Origin of the sequence: Acholeplasma oculi (assembly GCF_900166985.1) — a bacterium.
Lineage (GTDB): Bacteria > Bacillota_I > Bacilli_A > Acholeplasmatales > Acholeplasmataceae > Acholeplasma > Acholeplasma oculi.
In genome coordinates, this window is record NZ_FUZK01000001.1 from 71283 (window position 1) to 91630 (window position 20348).

At 29.6% G+C, this 20348-nt stretch carries 17 protein-coding genes; 16 read left to right on the plus strand and 1 reads right to left on the minus strand.

Translation table 11 applies throughout. From position 1 onward, the window contains the following. The first annotated feature begins 4 nt into the window (after positions 1 to 4). The 7 genes from B5X49_RS00380 (at position 5) to rlmD (B5X49_RS00410) (ending at position 8057) form a co-directional block, all read left to right on the plus strand. Entirely contained in the window at positions 5 to 1318 is a 1314-nt protein-coding gene (locus tag B5X49_RS00380; protein WP_045749238.1) for an acetyl-CoA hydrolase/transferase family protein, read from the plus strand. Next, the gene (locus tag B5X49_RS00385; protein ID WP_045749239.1) at positions 1318 to 2136 is read left to right on the plus strand and encodes an alpha/beta fold hydrolase; all 819 of its coding nucleotides are present in this window, start codon (positions 1318 to 1320) and stop codon (positions 2134 to 2136) included. Before B5X49_RS00380 ends, B5X49_RS00385 begins: the two co-directional genes overlap by 1 nt. Before the next feature lie 11 nt (positions 2137 to 2147). Continuing rightward, entirely contained in the window at positions 2148 to 3029 is an 882-nt protein-coding gene (phaZ, locus tag B5X49_RS00390; RefSeq protein WP_045749240.1) for an intracellular short-chain-length polyhydroxyalkanoate depolymerase, read from the plus strand. 81 nt (positions 3030 to 3110) lie between these two features. Beyond that, positions 3111 to 4475, plus strand: coding sequence for a 23S rRNA (uracil(1939)-C(5))-methyltransferase RlmD (rlmD, locus tag B5X49_RS00395; RefSeq protein ID WP_045749241.1), 1365 nt, complete (start codon positions 3111 to 3113; stop codon positions 4473 to 4475). A 186-nt stretch (positions 4476 to 4661) separates the two neighbouring features. Continuing rightward, on the plus strand, positions 4662 to 4964 hold the full coding sequence (locus tag B5X49_RS00400; protein WP_045749242.1) for a hypothetical protein: 303 nt from the start codon (positions 4662 to 4664) through the stop codon (positions 4962 to 4964). Positions 4965 to 5324: 360 nt separating this feature from the next. Continuing rightward, positions 5325 to 6680, plus strand: a complete 1356-nt coding sequence (locus B5X49_RS00405; RefSeq protein ID WP_045749243.1) for a DEAD/DEAH box helicase — start codon at positions 5325 to 5327, stop codon at positions 6678 to 6680. Between the two features lie 12 nt (positions 6681 to 6692). Beyond that, positions 6693 to 8057, plus strand: a complete 1365-nt coding sequence (rlmD, locus tag B5X49_RS00410) for a 23S rRNA (uracil(1939)-C(5))-methyltransferase RlmD (protein ID WP_045749244.1) — start codon at positions 6693 to 6695, stop codon at positions 8055 to 8057. A gap of 370 nt (positions 8058 to 8427) precedes the next feature. On the opposite strand, the gene B5X49_RS00415 is transcribed toward rlmD (B5X49_RS00410), so the two are convergent. Next, positions 8428 to 8931 carry a hypothetical protein gene (locus B5X49_RS00415; protein ID WP_045749245.1) on the minus strand — a complete coding sequence of 168 codons (504 nt, stop codon included), beginning with the start codon at positions 8929 to 8931 and terminating at the stop codon, positions 8428 to 8430. A gap of 119 nt (positions 8932 to 9050) precedes the next feature. Here B5X49_RS00415 and B5X49_RS00420 point away from each other — a divergent pair, with 119 nt between their 5' ends. The 9 genes from B5X49_RS00420 (at position 9051) to B5X49_RS00460 (ending at position 20268) form a co-directional block, all read left to right on the plus strand. After that, positions 9051 to 12749: an AAA domain-containing protein gene (locus B5X49_RS00420; RefSeq protein WP_045749246.1), complete on the plus strand. Its 3699-nt coding sequence runs from the start codon at positions 9051 to 9053 to the stop codon at positions 12747 to 12749. A gap of 16 nt (positions 12750 to 12765) precedes the next feature. Beyond that, entirely contained in the window at positions 12766 to 13059 is a 294-nt protein-coding gene (locus B5X49_RS00425) for a DUF1294 domain-containing protein (protein ID WP_045749247.1), read from the plus strand. Beyond that, positions 13056 to 13787: an alpha/beta hydrolase gene (locus B5X49_RS00430; RefSeq protein WP_045749248.1), complete on the plus strand. Its 732-nt coding sequence runs from the start codon at positions 13056 to 13058 to the stop codon at positions 13785 to 13787. Before B5X49_RS00425 ends, B5X49_RS00430 begins: the two co-directional genes overlap by 4 nt. 91 nt (positions 13788 to 13878) lie before the next feature. Then, the gene (locus tag B5X49_RS00435; protein WP_052669973.1) at positions 13879 to 14478 is read left to right on the plus strand and encodes a DUF2188 domain-containing protein; all 600 of its coding nucleotides are present in this window, start codon (positions 13879 to 13881) and stop codon (positions 14476 to 14478) included. A 96-nt stretch (positions 14479 to 14574) separates the two neighbouring features. Next, positions 14575 to 15249: an SOS response-associated peptidase gene (locus tag B5X49_RS00440; RefSeq protein WP_045749249.1), complete on the plus strand. Its 675-nt coding sequence runs from the start codon at positions 14575 to 14577 to the stop codon at positions 15247 to 15249. Beyond that, complete coding sequence (locus tag B5X49_RS00445) at positions 15246 to 16016, plus strand: hypothetical protein (RefSeq protein ID WP_045749250.1); 771 nt, start codon at positions 15246 to 15248, stop codon at positions 16014 to 16016. Before B5X49_RS00440 ends, B5X49_RS00445 begins: the two co-directional genes overlap by 4 nt. Then, positions 16013 to 17053, plus strand: coding sequence for an LLM class flavin-dependent oxidoreductase (locus B5X49_RS00450; protein ID WP_045749251.1), 1041 nt, complete (start codon positions 16013 to 16015; stop codon positions 17051 to 17053). The genes B5X49_RS00445 and B5X49_RS00450 overlap by 4 nt, the downstream gene beginning before the upstream one ends. Before the next feature lie 59 nt (positions 17054 to 17112). Then, positions 17113 to 17745: an NAD(P)-dependent oxidoreductase gene (locus B5X49_RS00455; RefSeq protein ID WP_045749252.1), complete on the plus strand. Its 633-nt coding sequence runs from the start codon at positions 17113 to 17115 to the stop codon at positions 17743 to 17745. 147 nt (positions 17746 to 17892) lie between these two features. After that, on the plus strand, positions 17893 to 20268 hold the full coding sequence (locus B5X49_RS00460; protein ID WP_045749253.1) for a glycogen/starch/alpha-glucan phosphorylase: 2376 nt from the start codon (positions 17893 to 17895) through the stop codon (positions 20266 to 20268). The last annotated feature ends 80 nt before the right edge of the window (positions 20269 to 20348 follow it).

Genomic DNA, 20348 nt, shown 5'->3' on the forward strand with positions numbered 1-20348 from the left:
ATATATGTACAAAGATAAACTGATTACAGCTGATGAGGCTGTAAAACTTGTCAAATCAAATGATCATGTTGTTGTCGGTATGACTGCTTCTGAACCACAACAATTTATGCATGCATTACATAAAATTGCTGATAATGTTGAAAAAGTTACAGTATCTAGCTGTCTACCTATATTAGAAGCAGAGTTTTTTATGAACCCAAAATATAAAGAAACGTTTAATGTTGGGGGTTGGTTTTATACGAACACATTAAGAAAAATACATCATCAAGGGAATATTTCGTTTATACCTAACCATTTACATTTAGCAGGTAAAAAAAGATTTCAACATATGAAACCAAATATTTTTGCTATGTCAGCATCCATGCCTGATAAACATGGGTTTATATCATTAAGTGTACAAAATGTATACGAAATGGAAGCAATTGAACTTGCTGATATTGTAATTATTGAAGTCAATCCAAATTTCCCTAGAACATTTGGTGATAATCAGGTTCATATTTCACAAGTTGATTATATTATCGAATCCAATTATCCTGTGCCATCAATTCAAAATGGTGAACCTAATGAAAAAGATTTAATTATAGGTAAACTTATTGCTAAAGAAATTCCCGATGGTGCATGTTTACAATTAGGTATCGGTGGGATTCCAAATGCAGTTGCTGCATCCTTAATGGATAAGAAGAATTTAGGAATCCATACAGAAATGTTTACCAATGGTATGATGGACTTAATTAAAGCAGGAGTTGTAAATGGTATGTCTAAGAATTATTATAAAGGTAGACATGTTACAGCATTTGCTTATGGTTCAAAAGAACTTTATGAGTTTTTAGATAATAATCCATCCATATATTTTATGAGAGGTCAGGAGGGTAATGACCCTTCTATTATCGGTAAAAACGATAATCAAGTATCTATAAATACAACTATTGAAATTGATTTAACAGGACAATGTGCATCAGAATCTATTGGACATATTCAGTTTAGTGGAACCGGTGGCCAATCGGATACAGCTGTAGGTGCTCAAAACTCTAAAAATGGTAAATCATTTATTACGCTTTATTCAACAGCTTGGGTTACCAACAAAGAAACTAATGAAAAAGAAGAAATATCAAAAATAGTACCATTTTTAAAACCAGGTGCAGCAGTTTCACTATCTAGAAATGATGTAGATTATGTGGTTACAGAGTATGGTATGGTCTCTCTTAGAGGAACTACAATTCATGAAAGAGCGAAACTACTCATTTCTATTGCACATCCTAAATTTAGAGAACAATTAACGAATGAAGCCAAAAAACTTGGATATATAGGTATATCATAATGCCTTATATTACATACAATGGGAAAAATATTCATTATCAAGTAGATGGGTTGGGTAAACCCATCATCATGCTCAACGGTATCATGATGTCAGTCAAGAGCTGGGAACCTTTTAGAGAAGAATTCTCAAAGAATCATCAATTGATTCGCCTGGATTTTATCGATCAAGGACAAAGTGATTCATCAGATATAGCCTATGATTTGACATATCAAGCAGATATTATTTATGAACTCATTAAACATTTAAAACTAGAAAAAATTGTATTAGTCGGTATTAGTTATGGTGGTGAGGTTGCGTTAAAATTCTCACTAAAATATCAAAATTACATCGATCGTTTAATAATTTTTAATTCTGTATCGTATACGACTAAAACACTTGCTCAAACAGGACATTCATGGAATAAGTTTGCATCAGAAAAAGATGCCTTAAGTTATTATGAGGCAACGATTCCCGTTATTTATTCAAAAGCATATCACGAAATAAAGCAAGAATGGATGACAAAACGTAAAGAAGCATTAATTCAAGGGCCATTTAGTGATGAAAACTTTTTGAAAAGAATGATTTCTCTTACGAACTCGTCTGAATCTTATGATATCAGACCAAATCTAAATGAGATACTTGTTCCAACATTGATTGTAGGTTCAGAAGAAGATAGTTTAACACCACTTGTACATCAAAGGCTATTACATAAAAATATAAAGAACTCAAGATTAGTCATCTTACCTGGGGTAGGTCATGCATCCATGTACGAGGTACCAGAATTATTTTCGATGATTGTATTAGGTTATACAAACTCTAAATTAACATATACTATTTGAGGAGATTAAAGATGCAACAAAAAACCATTTTACTTTCGAATCAAGAAACATATGCATACTTTGAACAAGGTGATTGTAAAGATACACTTGTACTTTTACATGGAAATACATCATCTTCTATATTTTTTGAGCCATTATTACAAATGCTTCCTAAAAGCATAAGAGTAATTGCACCAGATTTAAGAGGTTTTGGTAATTCAAGTTATAATCATCCTATTGAAACCTTAACTGATTTTGCAGATGATTTAAAGATGTTTTTAGATCAATTGCATATTAGAAATATTCAATTATTAGGTTGGAGTTTGGGTGGAAATATTGCAATGGAGTTTGCAAGTAAATATCCAGATATGGTTAGTCACTTGATTTTACTATCGAGTGGTTCATTAAAAGGATATCCTGTCTTTAAGAAGAATGAACTAGGACATCCTGTGCTTGGAAGCATATATGCATCTAAAGAAGAACTGTCAAAAGATCCAGTTCAAGTTTTACCACTTATAAATGCCTACCACACAGGATCAGTTGAGTTCATGGAATATATCTATGATTTAGCTATTTATAATGTTAAAAAACCTGATAAAGAGATGAATCGAAAATGGATGAAAGAAGCTATTAAACAAAGAAACCTAGTGGATGTCGATTGGGCACTTGCAAATCAAAACTTGTCAAATGAACCTTCATTTTATCAACAGGGTAATCATAAAATATCATCAATTTCTGCAAGAATCTTGAATATTTGGGGCGATAAGGATTTAACAGTTCCTAAATATATGTTTGATGAAAATCAAAAACATTTAAAAGACAGTGAAGCTTTGGTTTTTACGAATTGTGGTCACTCCATATTGATTGATGATTGTGAAAAATTAGCCATAGAAATATTAAACTTTATTAAATAGAGCTGGTCTATGACCAGCTTTTCTTATTCACTATGGTATTAATTTTTAAACATGTTATAATTATTTTAAGAAGGTGAATTTGTGGAGCAAAAGATAAAGAAAAACGATATTATTGATATTGATGTAAAAAGAATGGGCATTAATGGTGAAGGTATTGGATACTACGAGAAATTAGCAGTATTTATTGAACAAGCACTACCAGGTGAAACTGTTAAAGCAAAAGTAACTGAGGTTTTTCCAAATAGAGCAACAGCAGAACTCATTGAACTAATTAAGCCATCTAAACATCGAATAGATCCTTTTTGTCCAGTCTATGATGCATGTGGTGGTTGTCAAGTACAACATTTTGATTATGTATCCATGTTAAGTCAAAAAAGAGATATCATTGTAAAATCGTTTGACCGATATTTAAAAAGATATGATCGTCATGTCATAAAAGAGACCATCGGTATGGAAAATCCGATGCATTATAGAAATAAAGCATCATTACCACTTAGAAAAATAGATGGAAAAAATCGCTTTGGAATGTATGCTAGAAACTCAAATCAATTTATAGCAATTACAGATTGCGGTATTCAACAGCCTAAAATTAATGATATATTTATGACCATTACTCAACTCATGGATCAACTTCATATCGATTCGTATGACCCTAAAACTAATCAAGGAATGATATCTCATTTAGTTGTAAGAGTCACTGAAGGCTTAGATGAGGCACAAGTGTCTTTTATTCTTCCAAAACATCATGAAGACATTAATAAACTTATCCATCCTTTAATTTCTTTACATCCTGAAGTGAAATCAATCTATGAAGTTATTAATCCAGATATGAAACAATCGTTCTTTACAAGTCAATCCATACTCATTTATGGTAAAGAAACCGTATCAATTGAAATGAATGATTTTAAATTCAGTTTAAAACCAGATGCTTTCTTTCAACTGAATGCTGTACAAGCTGACAAATTTTATCATAAAATGCTTGAACTTGCACAAATTACTAAAGATGATGTAGTCATAGATGCATATGCTGGTATTGCCCCTATATCCCATTATATTGGCGATAAAGCTAAAAAGATTTATGCGATTGAATTCAATCAAGATGCAGTACAATCTGCACACATCTCATTACAAAACAATGATATAAAAAATGTTGAGGTCATTGGTAAGGATTTTTTAAAAGCACTAGAAGAGTTAGATGAAAAGAGAATAGATATCATGCTTTTTGATCCACCAAGATCTGGTTTGGGTGAAAAAACCATCGAGGTTATAAAACAATTCAAACCGAAAAGACTCGTATATGGTTCATGTAATCCATCAACTTTGGCTAAGGATTTAAATGAACTTATTGACCTATATGATATTAAAGAAGTTGTACCAATGGATATGTTTCCATTCACTAGTTTAGTTGAGAGTATTACATTACTTGAATTAAAAACGGAATTGTAAGAATATCAAAATAGACAATTAGAATAAATAAATGTAATAAACGGGCTGGATATTGATATGATCTAGCCTGTTTATTTTTTGGAATTCATGTATCTGTTAGAATTTGATTTTTTAAAACATAGCCATACATAAAATGAAAGGAAGATGTAAATAATTATGGTAAAATTATACGAATAGGAGAAGTAAATGAAAAATACAAAAAATATAATAACAATTACAACTTTTTTATTAAGCTATCTTTGTATGGGAGTTTTGATATATATTGCTGTGGCTGCAAGCAATAATAATTTTTTAACATCGTTAGAATTACTTTGGATTGGTTTTAATGGTACAAGTATCATGGTTGTTATGACATTAATTATTCATACGATATATTATCTTTATGAAAAGAACAAAAAAACTTTAATTTTGATGATTATTTCCTTTTTAAATGTTACTAGTTTGATTTTAGTTCCTTATGTTTTAGGACTTGCCTTAAATCATTTTTAGTATGTATAAGTTTAAAATTTTTTTGGAAATAAAGCAAATTCTTTTGAATTCTTAATAAGAAAATTATACATATGATGTATTCTGAAACCTTATTCTCTATGGATTAGGTAAAAATATGTCAATAGTGATTTTAAAATATAGTTTTAAAGTGATTATAAGTATCTTCAATTTTTGCATTTAACACAGATTTTTCAAAAATAACGTGAACGAAATTGTTCTTTTGTTCATAATCACCCATTTAGATACATTTGAGTCAATTTATGGTATACTCTTTAAGGTTATTGATTTAAACATTGCTATAAAATTAGTGTTTGATTTCAATCAAATACCTTTTATACTAAAAAAGAATGGAAATATCGAATGACATTTAATGAACTAAATATTATTGACCGTATTCAAAAATCACTTATACTCGCTGGTTATAGTGAACCAACACCCATACAAGTTGAGGCTATTCCTTTACTGCTGGAAAAGAAAGACATACTAGGAAGTGCACAAACAGGGACAGGAAAGACAGCTGCTTTTGCTATTCCTATTTTACAAAATATATATGCAGATAAAAATCATAAGGAAGATAGACTAATTAAAGCATTAGTGCTAACTCCAACTAGAGAACTGGCTACACAAATTTCAGAGAATTTTACCATATATGCGAAATACTTAAATATTAAAAATACTACTATTTATGGTGGTGTTTCTCAAAAAAGACAAGAAGAAGCTATAAAAAGAGGTGTAGATATATTAGTAGCTACACCAGGCAGATTGCAAGATTTAATGAATCAAGATATTATAGAATTAAAGCATGTAGAATATCTAGTCTTAGATGAGGCAGATCAAATGCTTGATATGGGATTCATTAAAGATGTGTTAAAAATTGTTTCTAAAGTACCAAAAAATAGACAAACTATGTTGTTTTCAGCTACAATGCCAAAATCAATTGAGGCTTTAGCTAAAGAAATTTTAGTTGAGCCAACTAGAATTGCTGTTACACCTGTTACACAAACCCTGGATGTTATTGAGCAAAGTGTCTATCATGTCGCAAAGAAACAAAAAACGAATTTGTTATTACATTTAATTCGTGAAAAAGAAATGAAATCAGTTTTAGTATTTACTCGAACAAAACACAATGCCAATAAATTAGTTAAAGAACTTATAACAGCAAATTGTGTAGCTGAACCTATTCACGGAAGTAAATCACAATCAGCAAGAGAAAAAGCACTTCTAAACTTCAAATCTGGAAAAACTAAGATTTTAGTAGCAACCGATATTGCTGCAAGAGGTATAGACATTGATAGTTTAGACTCTGTTATAAACTATGACTTACCTCAATTAGGTGAGACCTATATTCATAGAATTGGAAGAACCGGACGTGCAGGTTTAAGTGGACGTGCGATAAGTTTTTGTGATCCTGCTGAAAAGCCAATTTTATATGACATAGAAAAGCACATCAAAGCAAAAATTAAAGAAGTTAGTCATGATTTTGTCTTAGTTCAAGAATCAAGTGCTACAAAACTTGAAATAAAAAATACTGTAGATAAGACACCTAAGAAAAAATCGGTTACGAAACATTCCAAATTGCCGGATCATTTAAAATTTAAAGACTATAAAAAATCAAAAGATAAGAATCAAAAAGATAATAAAAAGAAAGAAAATAAAACGTTTGTTGAGTATCAAAAGAAGAAAAATCCTTTTTACCAAACAAAAAACAATAAGTAAGGGTGATGAGATATGATAAATGAGAAACTTAATATTGGAGACGTCATTGATGTCTTAATTAAGAAAATCGGTATCAACGGTGAAGGCATAGGTTATTATTGTAAACTTGCATGTTTTGTTGATCATGCTTTACCAGATGAGCTAGTAGAAATTGAAATCACAGAGATTTTCCCTACAAGAATTATTGGTAAAATTATTACCATTAAAGAGAAGAATCCTGATAGACTAGAAGTTCTATACCCGGATTATGATGCATGTGGTGCATATAATATGCAACATATAACCTATCCAAAATCATTAGAGTTAAAACGTGATATACTTATTAACTCAATTCATCACTATGTTAAAAATAGAATACCTTATGCAAAAATCAAGCCAATGATTGGAATGGAAGAACCTTTAGGTTATAGAAATAAAGTCTCATTACCAGTTAGAAAAATTGATGGTAAGAATAAGTTTGGTCTATATGCTAAGGGTGGTAATGAATTTATTCCTGTAAATGATACACCTGTGCAACATCCTAGAATTAATGAAATCATACAAGCGCTTGAAGTTTTATTAGATACATTTAAATTTCACGCTTATATTCAAAAAGATAAATCAGGATATTTAAAGTCTGTTGTTATTCGTCGTTCTCATAGTACAGGAGAGACACAAGTTTCATTTTTATTAATTGAAAAATTCAAAGATATTTCTTTAGTTGCTGAAAAGTTAGTTGAAATGTTCCCTGAAATTGTATCTGTTTTCGCATTTTACACGAAACAATATAAAGAACAAATATTCTTTACAACAGATTATGAAAAAATCTATGGGAAAGCTACAATCAATGAAAGAATCAATGGACAAATATTTTCATTATATCCAGAATCATTCTTCCAATTAAATACAGTCATGGCGGACATATTTTATAATAAGATGCGTGAACTCGCAAACCTTTCAGAAAATGATGTCGTTATCGATGCTTATGCAGGTAGTGCACCAATTAGTCATTACATTGCTAAAGATGTTAAAAAAGTATATGCAATTGAAATTGATCAAAGAAGTGTTCAAAGTGCGATATTATCATTAAAGAGAAATCAAATTCAAAATGTAACTGTATTACAATCAGATTTTACTAAAGCATTAAAAAATCTAGAAGTTGATACGATTGATGCGATGTTCTTTGACCCTCCAAGAACAGGTTTGGGTTATGATACGATCAAACAAGTATTAAAATTTAAACCTAAAAAAATCATATATGGATCATGTAATCCATCTACGTTAGCTAAAGATTTAAATGATTTAATGCAAATCTATGAGGTAAAAGAAATCATTCCAATGGATATGTTTCCTTATACACCATTGGTGGAGTCTATCTCGTTGCTCGTATTAAAATAGCCTTACAAAGCCATCAAAAATGCATAAAAATTGAACATTCAGAGTGTCAATAACATTTAAATTTTGTACATAAATGACTCTAGAAAAATGTACAAAATAGAACTGACAAAATAGAACTTTCATTACAAGTTAAAAGTGATTTATCTGTGTTTTATCCGGTTGTTTCAATTGATTATGGACAAGATAAGATTATTGATTTTAGGTTAGATGAAAGATTAATGATGAATTAAATTTTATGTTTTTACGAAATGCTATTAATAATTATAAATAAAAAGAACTTGTCTCCAATACATAAGAGACAAGTTCTTTTTATAAAATATTTTTATTATAATATCATCAATTAGTTATTTCAATTGATAAATAAGCTCATTTATACTTCAAATTGTAATATGGTATATAGTAATGATAACACAGAGCCTATAATTGCTAAAACATATGAAATGATCCCACCAATAGCGAGTTGGTAGTTTGCATAATTACCAGTAACGGTTTGACCAAGTATGACTGTACTGTATGAAGTATTTACTGGAACCTGGAATATGAGAATTATAGATAATGTGAATGTTATAGATAATAAGACCCCTAAAACCATTTTATAAACTGATGTTTTTTTCTCATTAATTACCATTATAAATACGAGTATTGATAATATGGATGGTAAGAAAAATGCAATAAAATTGTAATAACTAAATGGAATAATATATGTAGGTCCAAAGCTACCAAATACGCGACCCTCACCTCCAAAAACTGCTATAAAACCACTGAACATTGCTTCACCATCGTATTCTAGAACGGGTAAGAAGATAGTTGATGCGATGAATAGTGACAACAACAAGATGATAACTGGTAAAATATTTTGAATTTTCTTTATCATGATTGATACCTCCTAAACCTATTATAAAACATAAAAAAGATATTATATGTTAAAGTGCCCACTTTAAATTATTTAAATTACTCAGTTGATGATAAAATAGATGTTAAGGTGGTGAAGAAATGGCATTATTTAAAAACGAACTTCAAGAACAATTACTTCATATTCGTACAACTATTAGGAAAAAACATTTTGAAGAAACTGGTGAAGAAATCTTAGTATGTAGTGATCATGTTATTCAAGAAATGGCATCTAAAAAACCTACTAAACAAAGAGATTTACTTGCAATAAGTGAAGTAGATAACCATTTTTTAGAGAAATATTCTAGACATTTTTTAGTTGTTATAGACACATATGTTGAAAGTCAAGTTAAGACGATTAGGTTATCTAAATCAGCTCAACAAGTTATCAAACACTATAAAGACCGATTAGCTAATATTTCAAAAAATAACCATAATCTTTATTTAGGAAAAATTGATGCAACTCACAGTTTTGACTTAACCCATTTGGATTCAACAAATGATTTAAATGACTTTGTTCGAAATCAAAGAACAAAACAGTTAAAATTATCATTTAAAGAAGATAAATCATTTGACTCTATCACTAAGCTATACCGTGAAGTTAATAAAACATTCAAAGAAAAAGGTTCGTATAGTTTATATATTGCATATCCCTTTATAGAAGGTGTTTTTAAGAAAGAGAAATTTCCAATCAAAGCCCCTTTATTATATTATCCAGTTAGATTAGAAAGAACCTTAAAAACATTTACATTAAAGAAAGACAATGAAAGAGATATAGTATTCAATCGAGATTTATTACTTACACTTTCTAAACTAAATAAGACTAAACCAATTAAAGATTTACCCCAAATTATAGATATGAGTGAACAAACAATGAATCAAATTGTTTTACCACTCTATGAATCCTTTGGATTAAACATAAATAGATACCAAGAGGACCTACAATATATTAACTTTAAGAACATGTTAAAAGATGATTTCATGAAAAATACAAAATCGTCTTTTATGATCAAACCATATATAACACTTTCTAGATTTGAATTATATTCATCAAGTGTACAAACAGATATGGACAAAATACTTGCTACAAACAAGTATAATGACCTATTAGAAGGTTTGATTGATGAAAAGGATATTGATTCAAGGGAACAAGGCATACCACCAATAGATATTAAACCTGTGCGTGAAAGTCAAATTAAATATATTAACGATTTAAACTTCTCGCAAGAGAAGGTTATAGAACTTTTAAATAAAGAGAAAAAGTTAGTTATATGGGGGCCGCCTGGAACTGGAAAAAGTCAAACCATTACTTCACTTATCGCATCAAGTATTTTAAATGGTGAAAATGTTTTAGTCGTATCAGAGAAAAAAGTGGCTTTAGAGGTTATTTACTCAAGATTAAAACGCGCAGCTAAATACGCTATTTTTCTAGATGATGCTGAGAATAAACAAGTATTTTATGATCAATTTAAAAAGATACTAGACCCTGAACCACCTGTTAGAACTGAAAATAATGATATATACTCACATGATATTGAAATTGAAGAAACCTTAAATACACTTGAAGAATCCCTTAAATTACTCTATAAAAATCAACTAGATGGATTGTCTGTTCATGAATTATACTATCGATATATTAAAGATAAAGATGTGGTCAATGAATTAAAACCACTTCATATTTTTAATTTGTTTAATCAAACATTTAAAAAACCTAAATTTCAATTTGTGTTAGATATTGAAAAGAAATTTAAGACAGATAAATTTTTAAGTGAAATGATAGATTTATATCGTTTATTTAAAAAATTTCCCTATTTAAGAAAAATAGATACAGCTTATACACGTTCACATAAACTGATATTTAAAGAATTCCATGATAAATACCTAGAAGCACTGGGATTATATACAAAAGCGGGATTTTTTAAGAAGAGAAAAATCGTAAAGTCCATTGTTAATTTGTATAGTGGACAACTTAATTTTATATCTCCTAAAGTAAATATGATAAAACGACTGATTCATGATATGTTTATGTATCCTTATTTAGAGAATTTTATTTGGACGAATCTATCTTCATTAAATAAGAAATATCAGCAGTACCATGATTTAAATAAGAATGAAACCTCTTATTTAATGATGTTATCCGATGCTAAGCTATTTGAAAATGTTCCTGATATTTATAAATACAGAACATATATTATGGATGCATACTTTACAGGATTCTTAGAAGATTTTAAAGCAAAAAACCAAAGTAGTCTCTATATACTGGATAAGTACCAATCAAAAATTGATGAATTATCTAAAAATCAAGATACGAAAATGCGAATTACATTAGAATCTTTTGAAATGGAACTTTATAAACATGCGCTTGATTTAAGCAACACCAAAAGAATTATGGATATTAAAAGAATTTTAGATGGTACAAACAAACCAAGCGTTCAATCATTTATTGAGAAGTTCAATTTAGAAATTCAAAACCATATAAGACTCTTCATGATGACACCTGAAGTAATTTCTGCAACACTTCCATTAATACATGGAATGTTTGATTTGGTGATTTTTGATGAAGCAAGTCAAATGTTTGTTGAAAAAGGTATTCCTGGAATATACCGTGCGAAGAAAGTAGTCATTGCAGGAGATCCAAAACAACTTAGACCATCAAGTTTAGGTATTGGTAGGTTAGAGGATTCCGATAATCTTTATGAAGAGGATGCTGAACAAGATATTACTTATGAAGCCAAAAGTCTATTAGACTTAGCCCGATTTAGATTCAAAGAAGCCTTACTAAATTATCATTACCGATCAGAATATGAAGAATTAATTGCATTCTCTAATCATGCTTTTTATGATGCAAAACTAATGATTGCACCCAATCAATCGAATCCGGATGAACCACCGATTACTTATCATTATGTAAAAGATGGTCGTTTTATTCAACGTAGTAATGTGAATGAAGCAAAAGAAGTGGTAAAGATTATACAAAAGATTTTTAGAGAACGAAAAAATAATGAATCCATTGGTGTCATAACCTTCAACAGTCCGCAACGCGATATGATCATGAATGAAATTGATCAAATGCTTTTTAAAAGAGGAACATATCAAAAAGCATTTGAACAGGAGTTATTTAGAAAAGACAATGACCAAGATACTTCTTTATTTGTCAAAAATATTGAAAACGTTCAAGGTGATGAAAGAGACATTATTATATTTTCAATGGGTTATGCTAAAAACGAGTTAGGTATTTTACAAAGACAATTTGGATGGTTAAATCAAGAAGGTGGTAAAAACCGTTTGAATGTTGCTATTACAAGAGCTAAAAAGAAAATCTACTTTGTTTCAAGTTTATATCCTGAAGAATTTAAAGTAGATGACTTAAGTTCAACAGGGCCTAAGTTATTAAAAGACTTTATGAGATATTGTTATTTTGTATCGCATAAAAATAATGCAATGACAAAAGAAGTGTTGAAAAATCTTTATTTAACGGATGCATCCACAAAAGAAGCACTGATAAGTGTGATGATTGATGACTTAAGCAAAAAATTGGAAAAACTTGGATATCAAGTTGAACATCATATAGGTATTGGTAAATACCGAATTGATTTAGCAGTTAAAAAAGATAATCAATCCTATCAACTCGGTATTATTTCTAGTTTGGATAAAGCTGGTGCGAGTGCTAGAAAAGATTTCTTACACCAAGAAAAATACTTACATTCAAGAAACTGGAAAATATATCGATTATTTGAATCGAATTGGTTTACAGATCCACAAAAAGAATTAAAAAATATTAAAGAGTTACTTAAAAATTAATGAAAGAGGTTAACTTATGAATCCTGTATTTGTATACATTTACGTCATCATATGGTTTTTCATATCAATTCTTACGTTTGTACTTTACAAAATTGATAAAGAAAAATCTAAAAAGGGACAGTTTAGGATTAAAGAAAGAGATTTACTGCTCTGTACAATCGCACTTGGTTCGATTGGTGGATTAATGGGTTTATACATCGTTAGACATAAAACAAAACATTGGTATTTTGTTTTAATTAATTGGTTATCCTTTATAACACATTGCTATGTACTTTATTATATATTTACCAATGTAGGTGCAATCGTATGACAAAAAATCTTCAATTAAAAAGTAAAAACTATGTTGAATTAACCATAGAACATGAAAATGATTCTGTCGTTTTAATATTTCCTGGTGGGGGATATCAATACACTTCAGAAAGAGAAGGGGAAGTTGTAGCATCAAAATACAGAGCAGAAGGATTTAATACTGCGATTTATCATTACCGCGAAGAAAAACTCTTATATCCTGAAACGACATTAGAATCCTATGAGGTTTTAAAACTATTAAAAGATAATGGTTTTAAACAAATCTTTTTATTAGGATTTTCAGCCGGAGGCCATTTGGCACTACATACAACCATTCAGTATAAGAATTTGATTCAAGGACTTATATTGGCTTATCCAGTCATTTCAACCGATGAGGATTCTATACATCAAGGTTCTTTTAACAATCTACTGGGTGATCGTGATTATTATAGAAATGAAGTTTCACTTGAAAAAATAATTACAAGAAAATTACCACCGAGTTATATATGGCATACAAAAACAGATTTATCTGTACCTATTTCAAATAGTTACAAGCTAGTACAAGCGCTTGAACTAACAAAAACAGTCTATCAATTCAGAGTTTTTGAACATGGTCCACATGGACTATCACTTGCTACAAAAGAAGTGAGTCAACCTAATATCGATCCACAAGTGTTTGAAGATACATATAAAGATGTAGCAATTTGGTTTAAAGAGTCTGTAGATTTTTTAAAATCAATTAAAAAATAGTGAAAATATATCTAATTTTGCATAAAAACTTGTAAAAATGATATTTCATAGTAAAATAAAAGTATATAAAAGATTTAAGGGGGAAATTAGTATGAATTTAAATGAATTATTAGATTTTAATACATGGGGTGTATGGCATTATGTGATTGCCGGTGCTATTTTATTACTTTTACTGTTTATACTTTTCTTAATTTTTATGCCTAAGAAAAAAGTAAAGCCTGTAAAAAATAACGTTCCACTAGCAAACTCAAATGAAGCATTAAAGACCAAACCGTCTGATATTGATCAATCGCCTTTAAATGATACAGAAACTGAAAAACCTAAAGAAGTAAAGGTTACACCGATAGAAAAAGCACCTCAAATGGATGAGGTCAAAGAGCCTAAAAAGTCTGTTTCAACACCTAAAGAAGAAACATTGACGCCTACAGAAGATACACCTAAAGAAACAGTTAAAAAAACTAATAAACCTTCTAAATACCATATTTCACAAAACAAAGATGAAGATAGCGAATTTTCAAAAATGTGGCGTGTTCGAAAAGAAGGGTCAAGTAAAACGATTAAGTATTTTAAAACTCAAAAAGAAGCAATAACTTTTGCAGAAAAATTAGCTGAGAATCAAGATTCATCTATCGTTATTCATAAGAAAGACGGTTCAATTCGTAAACAAGATTATACGAAAAAAGAATCCTAGAATTATCACATAAATGAATCATTAAGCTCCCATTAGGTCATAAATTAGGGAGCTTTTATTCTATCATGTTAAAATATTTATTGAGGGTTATATATTATGTGTGGAAGATTTACAATTAACTTAACTTATGATGAATTAGAAAAGTATGTTCAATCTCATTATCAAAATATTGAGATGAGATCTTTTAATTTACCACGCTATAATGTAGCACCAGGTGAGGATGTTATTGCGATACTAAATGATGGTAAAGGTTTTAGAATAGGTGAAATTAAATGGGGTTTTCAACCCAAAATTATCCAAGATGAAAACTTTCAAATGATCAATGCAAGATCTGAGTCTGTATTTGAAAAATCAACTTTTAAAGAAAGTATTTTACTAAGACGTTGTGTCGTTGTTGCTGATGGTTTTTATGAATGGGATAAGAAAAGTGGAAGCCGTAAACCTTATTTAATCCATACAAATGATAAAGTATTTAGAATGGCTGCTATATGGAATGTATCCATCGATAAGACAGGCAAAAAAATATTCACCTTAGCTATCATGACAATTGATAGTAATGATATGATGCATGAGATTCATGATAGAATGCCTGTGATTTTAGATGATGAATCAGAAAGAATATGGTTAAACCCGAAAATAATGGATATCCATTCCATTCAAAAAGTATTTAAAAAATATCCAAGTGATCTGATGTTTAAACATCAAGTTTCCAATAAAGTAAACAATAGTAAGAATAAATCTGTAGAGGTTGTAGAGGTTATAAAATTATGAGTGATAAAAAAATAAAACGCATTGGTGATATTATCTATGCACTAGATACAGATGAAATATTTAGTCATTTAAAATTGAGAGGCACATCTGCTTTTCAATTTTTAATCCCTGAAATAGGATTTCTAACAAATTACCTAAAGTTCGACCTGGATTCAAATGAAAAGGTTGATAAAGTAAATGTAATTAGAAATGAAGTTATAAAGAAAATACCATTGGTTTTACAAAAATATAACTTTTCATTAGATTTAAAAGAAACGAAATTAACGGGTGTGCTAGATCAATTTATCGTTATTGATTTAACCACAAAAGATAAGTATATTCTAGAAATAGACTATATGAATCGAACGCATTTATTAAATCCAGAATATTTTGCTAGAAAAGATGCAACTTTCTATGATTTACATATCAATGCATTATCAACTTTAGAAAATTATGCGATATATTTTGTTGAGTTGATTAAAAATGAAACGGATTACAAAGTACTAGATGAAATTATTAATGCGAATAAAATTTTAGATCAACAAATACCTCTAATCAAAAAGATGATCACTTTTTATTTAGGGGTTGATGCAATTTATGAACCAAAGAAAATATCAAATCATGGTGTTTTACTAGAAAAACTAACGGATTTTAATGAACCTGAAATTCTATTTTTAAATAATTTAAAGAATTATTCATTTGAACCAACACTCATATTTGGTCAAATGATGTCTAATAGAATTTTAAATCACCCTAAAATATTGAAAAGGATGAAATCAAAAGCATGAATAAAATAACATTTGGAATTACAACCTTTTTAGAATCGGGTGTCGATGCAGATTCCGGTCAAATCAGCCATTTTGAACGCATCAATCATGCGATAGAAGAAATCGTTAAAGCAGATGAAGTGGGCATTGATTTTTATGGTATTGGAGAACATCACCGAAGTGACTATGCAGCAACAAACCCTGAAATGATTTTAGCATCAGCAGCCAAACTCACCAAAAATATTATGCTTGGAAGTGCTGTGACTGTATTATCAAGTGAAGATCCTATTAGAGTATATGAAGCATTTTCAACGCTTGATAATCTATCAAAAGGTCGTGCACATATTATGGCAGGAAGAGGGTCATTTATAGAATCATTTCCTTTGTTTGGTTATGATTTAGAAGATTATGATGACTTGTTTACAGAAAAGTTAAATCAGTTGATTCATATCAATCAACATGAGGTTAGTCACTGGAAGAAAACAAAACATACTGTGGCTTTAAACGATATAACAATTTATCCTAGAAGTTATCGTAAAGAACTTTCAATGAGTATTGCAGTAGGTGGAAGCCAACAAAGCGTGGTTAGAGCTGCAAAACTTGGATTACCGATGATACTTGCTATTATTGGTGGTGATCCTATTCGTTTTAAACCATTTGTGGATTTATATAAATATTTTTATATTGCATCTGGACATGATGAATCAAAAATGGAAATTGGTGTTCATGCACATGGTTTAATCACAGATCAAGATGAATCTGAGTTTTTCGAAAGATATTTTAAATCACATCATGCTTACTTTAAGAAGATTGGATCTGAAAGAGGATGGAGTGAAACAACGAAATCAATGTATTATCATAATATTGAACACGGTCCTTTGTTTATTGGTAATGCAAAAAGAGTAACTGACAAGATTGAAAGAGTTATGAAATCACTTGGTATTAATAAATTCTTACTACATGCTCCAGGTGCTTATATGCCACATGAAGATGTGATGAAATCACTGGAATTATATGGATTAGAAGTTATACCCAAACTTAAAGAGAGATTATCATAATCTTTCTTTTTATTTACTTTTTAACTTCATGATAAAATAAAGGCAAAGGGGTGATATATATGAAGTTAGGAATTATTGGAGCATCAGGATTTATTGGTCGATCAATTGTAAAAGAAGGTCTTTTATTAAAACATGAGATTATTGCAATCTCAAGATCTGGAATATTTGAAAAAACAAACGGTTTAACCAGTGTGCACTGTGATGTATTTAATACTGAGGATTTAAAGCAAACATTAAAACATGTTGACATCATTATATCTGCTTATAATCCTGGATGGTCAAATCCTAAGTTATATGAGGATTTTATGAAGGGAAGCAAAAATATTATCAAAGTTTCTAAAGAGCTTCAAAAACCACTTGTTATTATTGGAGGCGCATCGAGTCTTTTATTACAAAATGGTGAACCACTTTATTATAAATTAAGTGGTGATCTAAAAGTCATGGTGAAGGGTGCTTTTGATTTATTCGAAGAAATTAAAAAAGATCGTTCATTTAAATGGACTTTCATTTCTCCTGCCCAAGAAATACTTCCACTAGAAACTAGAGAAAAGTTCAAAGTTGGAGAGGATTATTTACTCTATAATTCTAGAGGGAAATCACAGATTAATATTATTGATCTAGCACATTTTGTGTTAACTCAAGGAATTGATCCATTTAATCAGTATAAACACTTAACATTAAGTAATATATAATACGTAATAGGGATGCCAGATAACGACATCCCTTTTTGTTAATTTATACATGATTCTAAGATGTAAACGGTTGCATAGATTTCGAATCAAGTTAATATGATAAAATAACTTTGGTCTTATAAATAACTTTTGAAAGGAAATTAAGAAATGGATAACGTTTTTATCAACAAAGATACCTTTAAAGGTGCATATATTTTATCATTATCACATTTATTTAATAAAAAAATAGAGAATGCAACCTTATATGAAAAATATGCAACATTGGCTGCTTTAGTCAATAAGCAATTAAGAACTAATTATGAATTAACAAATGAATATGTGGTTAAGCATAATATGAAGAAAACCATTTATTTTTCAATGGAATTTTTAATGGGAAGATTAATCACTTCAAATCTCATGAATGCAGGATATGCTCAAGTTGTCAAAGAGGCATTTGATGATTTTGGATTTGATTTAAATGAAATTGAACATGCAGAATCCGATGCAGGTTTAGGAAATGGTGGATTAGGTCGTCTTGCAGCATGCTTCTTGGATTCTGCAGCGTCATTATCACTTCCATTATATGGAAACTCCATTCGATATAAAAAAGGTTTTTTTGTCCAAAGATTTGAAAATGATCAACAAAAAGAATACCCAGATGCTTGGTTAAATAAACCATTCTATTGGGAAGAAAGAAAAGAAGATGAAGCAATTCAAATTCCTTATTTCGGATACGTTAAAGATATTAAACTAATTGATCCAGTATGGGTAAAGGCTGTACCTTATGATGTAAAAGTCGTTGGTGCAGATAATAATGTCGTTACACATTTAAGATTATGGTCTACTGAAAAATCAGAATGGCAAACATACCAAGATAATGAATATTTAGAGATGGTAGATAAGATATCAGAATCTTTATATCCAGATGATTCAACTGAGCAAGGGAAAGTGCTTAGATTACAACAACAGTATCTTTTCTCAGCAGCGGGTATTAAATCAGCTATTTTAGAACATAAAAAGCTTGGTAGAGATGTTAGAGATTTACATAAGTTTTATACATTCCAAGTTAATGATACACACCCTACATTAATTATTCCTGAATTGATGAGAATTTTAATGGATGAAGAAAACTTAGGATATGATGAAGCTTGGAATATCGTAACACAAAGCGTTGCATATACAAACCATACAATATTAGCTGAAGCGTTAGAAAAATGGAATATCAAAATATTTAGAAGTTTATTACCAAGAATATATGAAATTATCCAAGAAATGAATCGACGTTTTAAGATTGTATTAGAAGAAAACCAAGTTCCTGTCGAGAAAGTATATCAAATGCAACTCATCGGTGCTAACAATGTACGTATGGCGAATATATGTATCTACGCATCATTCTCAGTAAATGGTGTTGCAGCACTTCATACTGAAATATTAAAGAATATCGAGTTAAATGATTTCTATAATCTATATCCTGATAAGTTTAATAATAAAACCAATGGAATTACACATCGTCGTTGGTTAATTCACATTAATCCTGAATTAACATCATTAATCAATAATCTAATTGGTACAGAATGGCAAAAAGATTTATCATTAATTAAGAAACTTGTTGCTTTTAAGGATGATCAAAAAGTATTAGATCAAGTTAAAGCAATGAAACTTTCTAAGAAAAGACAACTAATCCAAAAAATATATGAAGATACAAATGTTCGATTAGATGAGAATGCAATTTTTGATATTCAAATTAAACGTCTACACGAATACAAAAGACAATTATTAAATGCATTAAATATCATTCATACTTATCTTAGATTGAAGAAAGATCCAGTATTTAAGAAAAATTTCCATCCTCAAAACTTTATTTTTGGTGCTAAAGCAGCTCCATCATATATTATGGCAAAAGGTATTATTGAACTTATTAATAAAATGTCAAAAGTCATTAATAATGATGTTGAAACGAATCATTTATTAAAAGTTGTATTTGTAGAAAACTACAATGTAACCTATGCAGAATATTTATTTCCAGCAGCAGATTTATCTGAACAAATTTCTACAGCATCCAAGGAAGCAAGTGGTACTGGTAATATGAAGTTTATGTTAAATGGTGCAATAACAATTGGTACGATGGATGGAGCTAATGTTGAAATTGTTGCTGAAGCAGGCATAGAAAATGCTGTCATTTTTGGAATGAGTGCAGAAGAAGTAACGAGACGTTATAAAGAAAATGGTTATAAACCTAGAAAAATTTATGATGAAGATGTTAGATTACAAGAAATCTTTGAATTTATTAGAAATTTAACACCGAATAAAACACACTTTGATTTTATTCTTCAAAATCTGCTAACATCAGATTATTTCTTCGTGATGGCTGATTTCGCAAGTTATGTTGAAGCACAAGAGAATGCAAACAAACTATATCAAGACCAAAAATCATGGTGGAAGATGTCATTAATGAATATTGCAAATGCAGGATTCTTCTCATCTGACCGTACAATCCAACAGTATAATGATGATATTTGGCATCTAGATTATATTAAATTATAAAATAGAAACTAAAAATGCCTTATCGTTTGTTATAAGGCATTTTTCTTTCTTAAAATAAGGTAAAATATATATAGGTACAT

Bases quoted from the DNA above. Each gene is read 5' to 3' on its own strand.
- B5X49_RS00385 (WP_045749239.1), top strand. From the start codon at position 1,318: ATGCCTTATATTACATACAATGGGAAAAATATTCATTATCAAGTAGAT.
- B5X49_RS00415 (WP_045749245.1), bottom strand. From the start codon at position 8,931: ATGATAAAGAAAATTCAAAATATTTTACCAGTTATCATCTTGTTGTTG.
- B5X49_RS00380 (WP_045749238.1), top strand. From the start codon at position 5: ATGTACAAAGATAAACTGATTACAGCTGATGAGGCTGTAAAACTTGTC.
- phaZ (WP_045749240.1), top strand. From the start codon at position 2,148: ATGCAACAAAAAACCATTTTACTTTCGAATCAAGAAACATATGCATAC.
- B5X49_RS00400 (WP_045749242.1), top strand. From the start codon at position 4,662: ATGAAAAATACAAAAAATATAATAACAATTACAACTTTTTTATTAAGC.
- rlmD (WP_045749244.1), top strand. From the start codon at position 6,693: ATGATAAATGAGAAACTTAATATTGGAGACGTCATTGATGTCTTAATT.
- B5X49_RS00405 (WP_045749243.1), top strand. From the start codon at position 5,325: ATGACATTTAATGAACTAAATATTATTGACCGTATTCAAAAATCACTT.
- B5X49_RS00425 (WP_045749247.1), top strand. From the start codon at position 12,766: ATGAATCCTGTATTTGTATACATTTACGTCATCATATGGTTTTTCATA.
- B5X49_RS00455 (WP_045749252.1), top strand. From the start codon at position 17,113: ATGAAGTTAGGAATTATTGGAGCATCAGGATTTATTGGTCGATCAATT.
- B5X49_RS00440 (WP_045749249.1), top strand. From the start codon at position 14,575: ATGTGTGGAAGATTTACAATTAACTTAACTTATGATGAATTAGAAAAG.
- B5X49_RS00445 (WP_045749250.1), top strand. From the start codon at position 15,246: ATGAGTGATAAAAAAATAAAACGCATTGGTGATATTATCTATGCACTA.
- B5X49_RS00450 (WP_045749251.1), top strand. From the start codon at position 16,013: ATGAATAAAATAACATTTGGAATTACAACCTTTTTAGAATCGGGTGTC.
- B5X49_RS00430 (WP_045749248.1), top strand. From the start codon at position 13,056: ATGACAAAAAATCTTCAATTAAAAAGTAAAAACTATGTTGAATTAACC.
- B5X49_RS00420 (WP_045749246.1), top strand. From the start codon at position 9,051: ATGGCATTATTTAAAAACGAACTTCAAGAACAATTACTTCATATTCGT.
- B5X49_RS00460 (WP_045749253.1), top strand. From the start codon at position 17,893: ATGGATAACGTTTTTATCAACAAAGATACCTTTAAAGGTGCATATATT.
- B5X49_RS00435 (WP_052669973.1), top strand. From the start codon at position 13,879: ATGAATTTAAATGAATTATTAGATTTTAATACATGGGGTGTATGGCAT.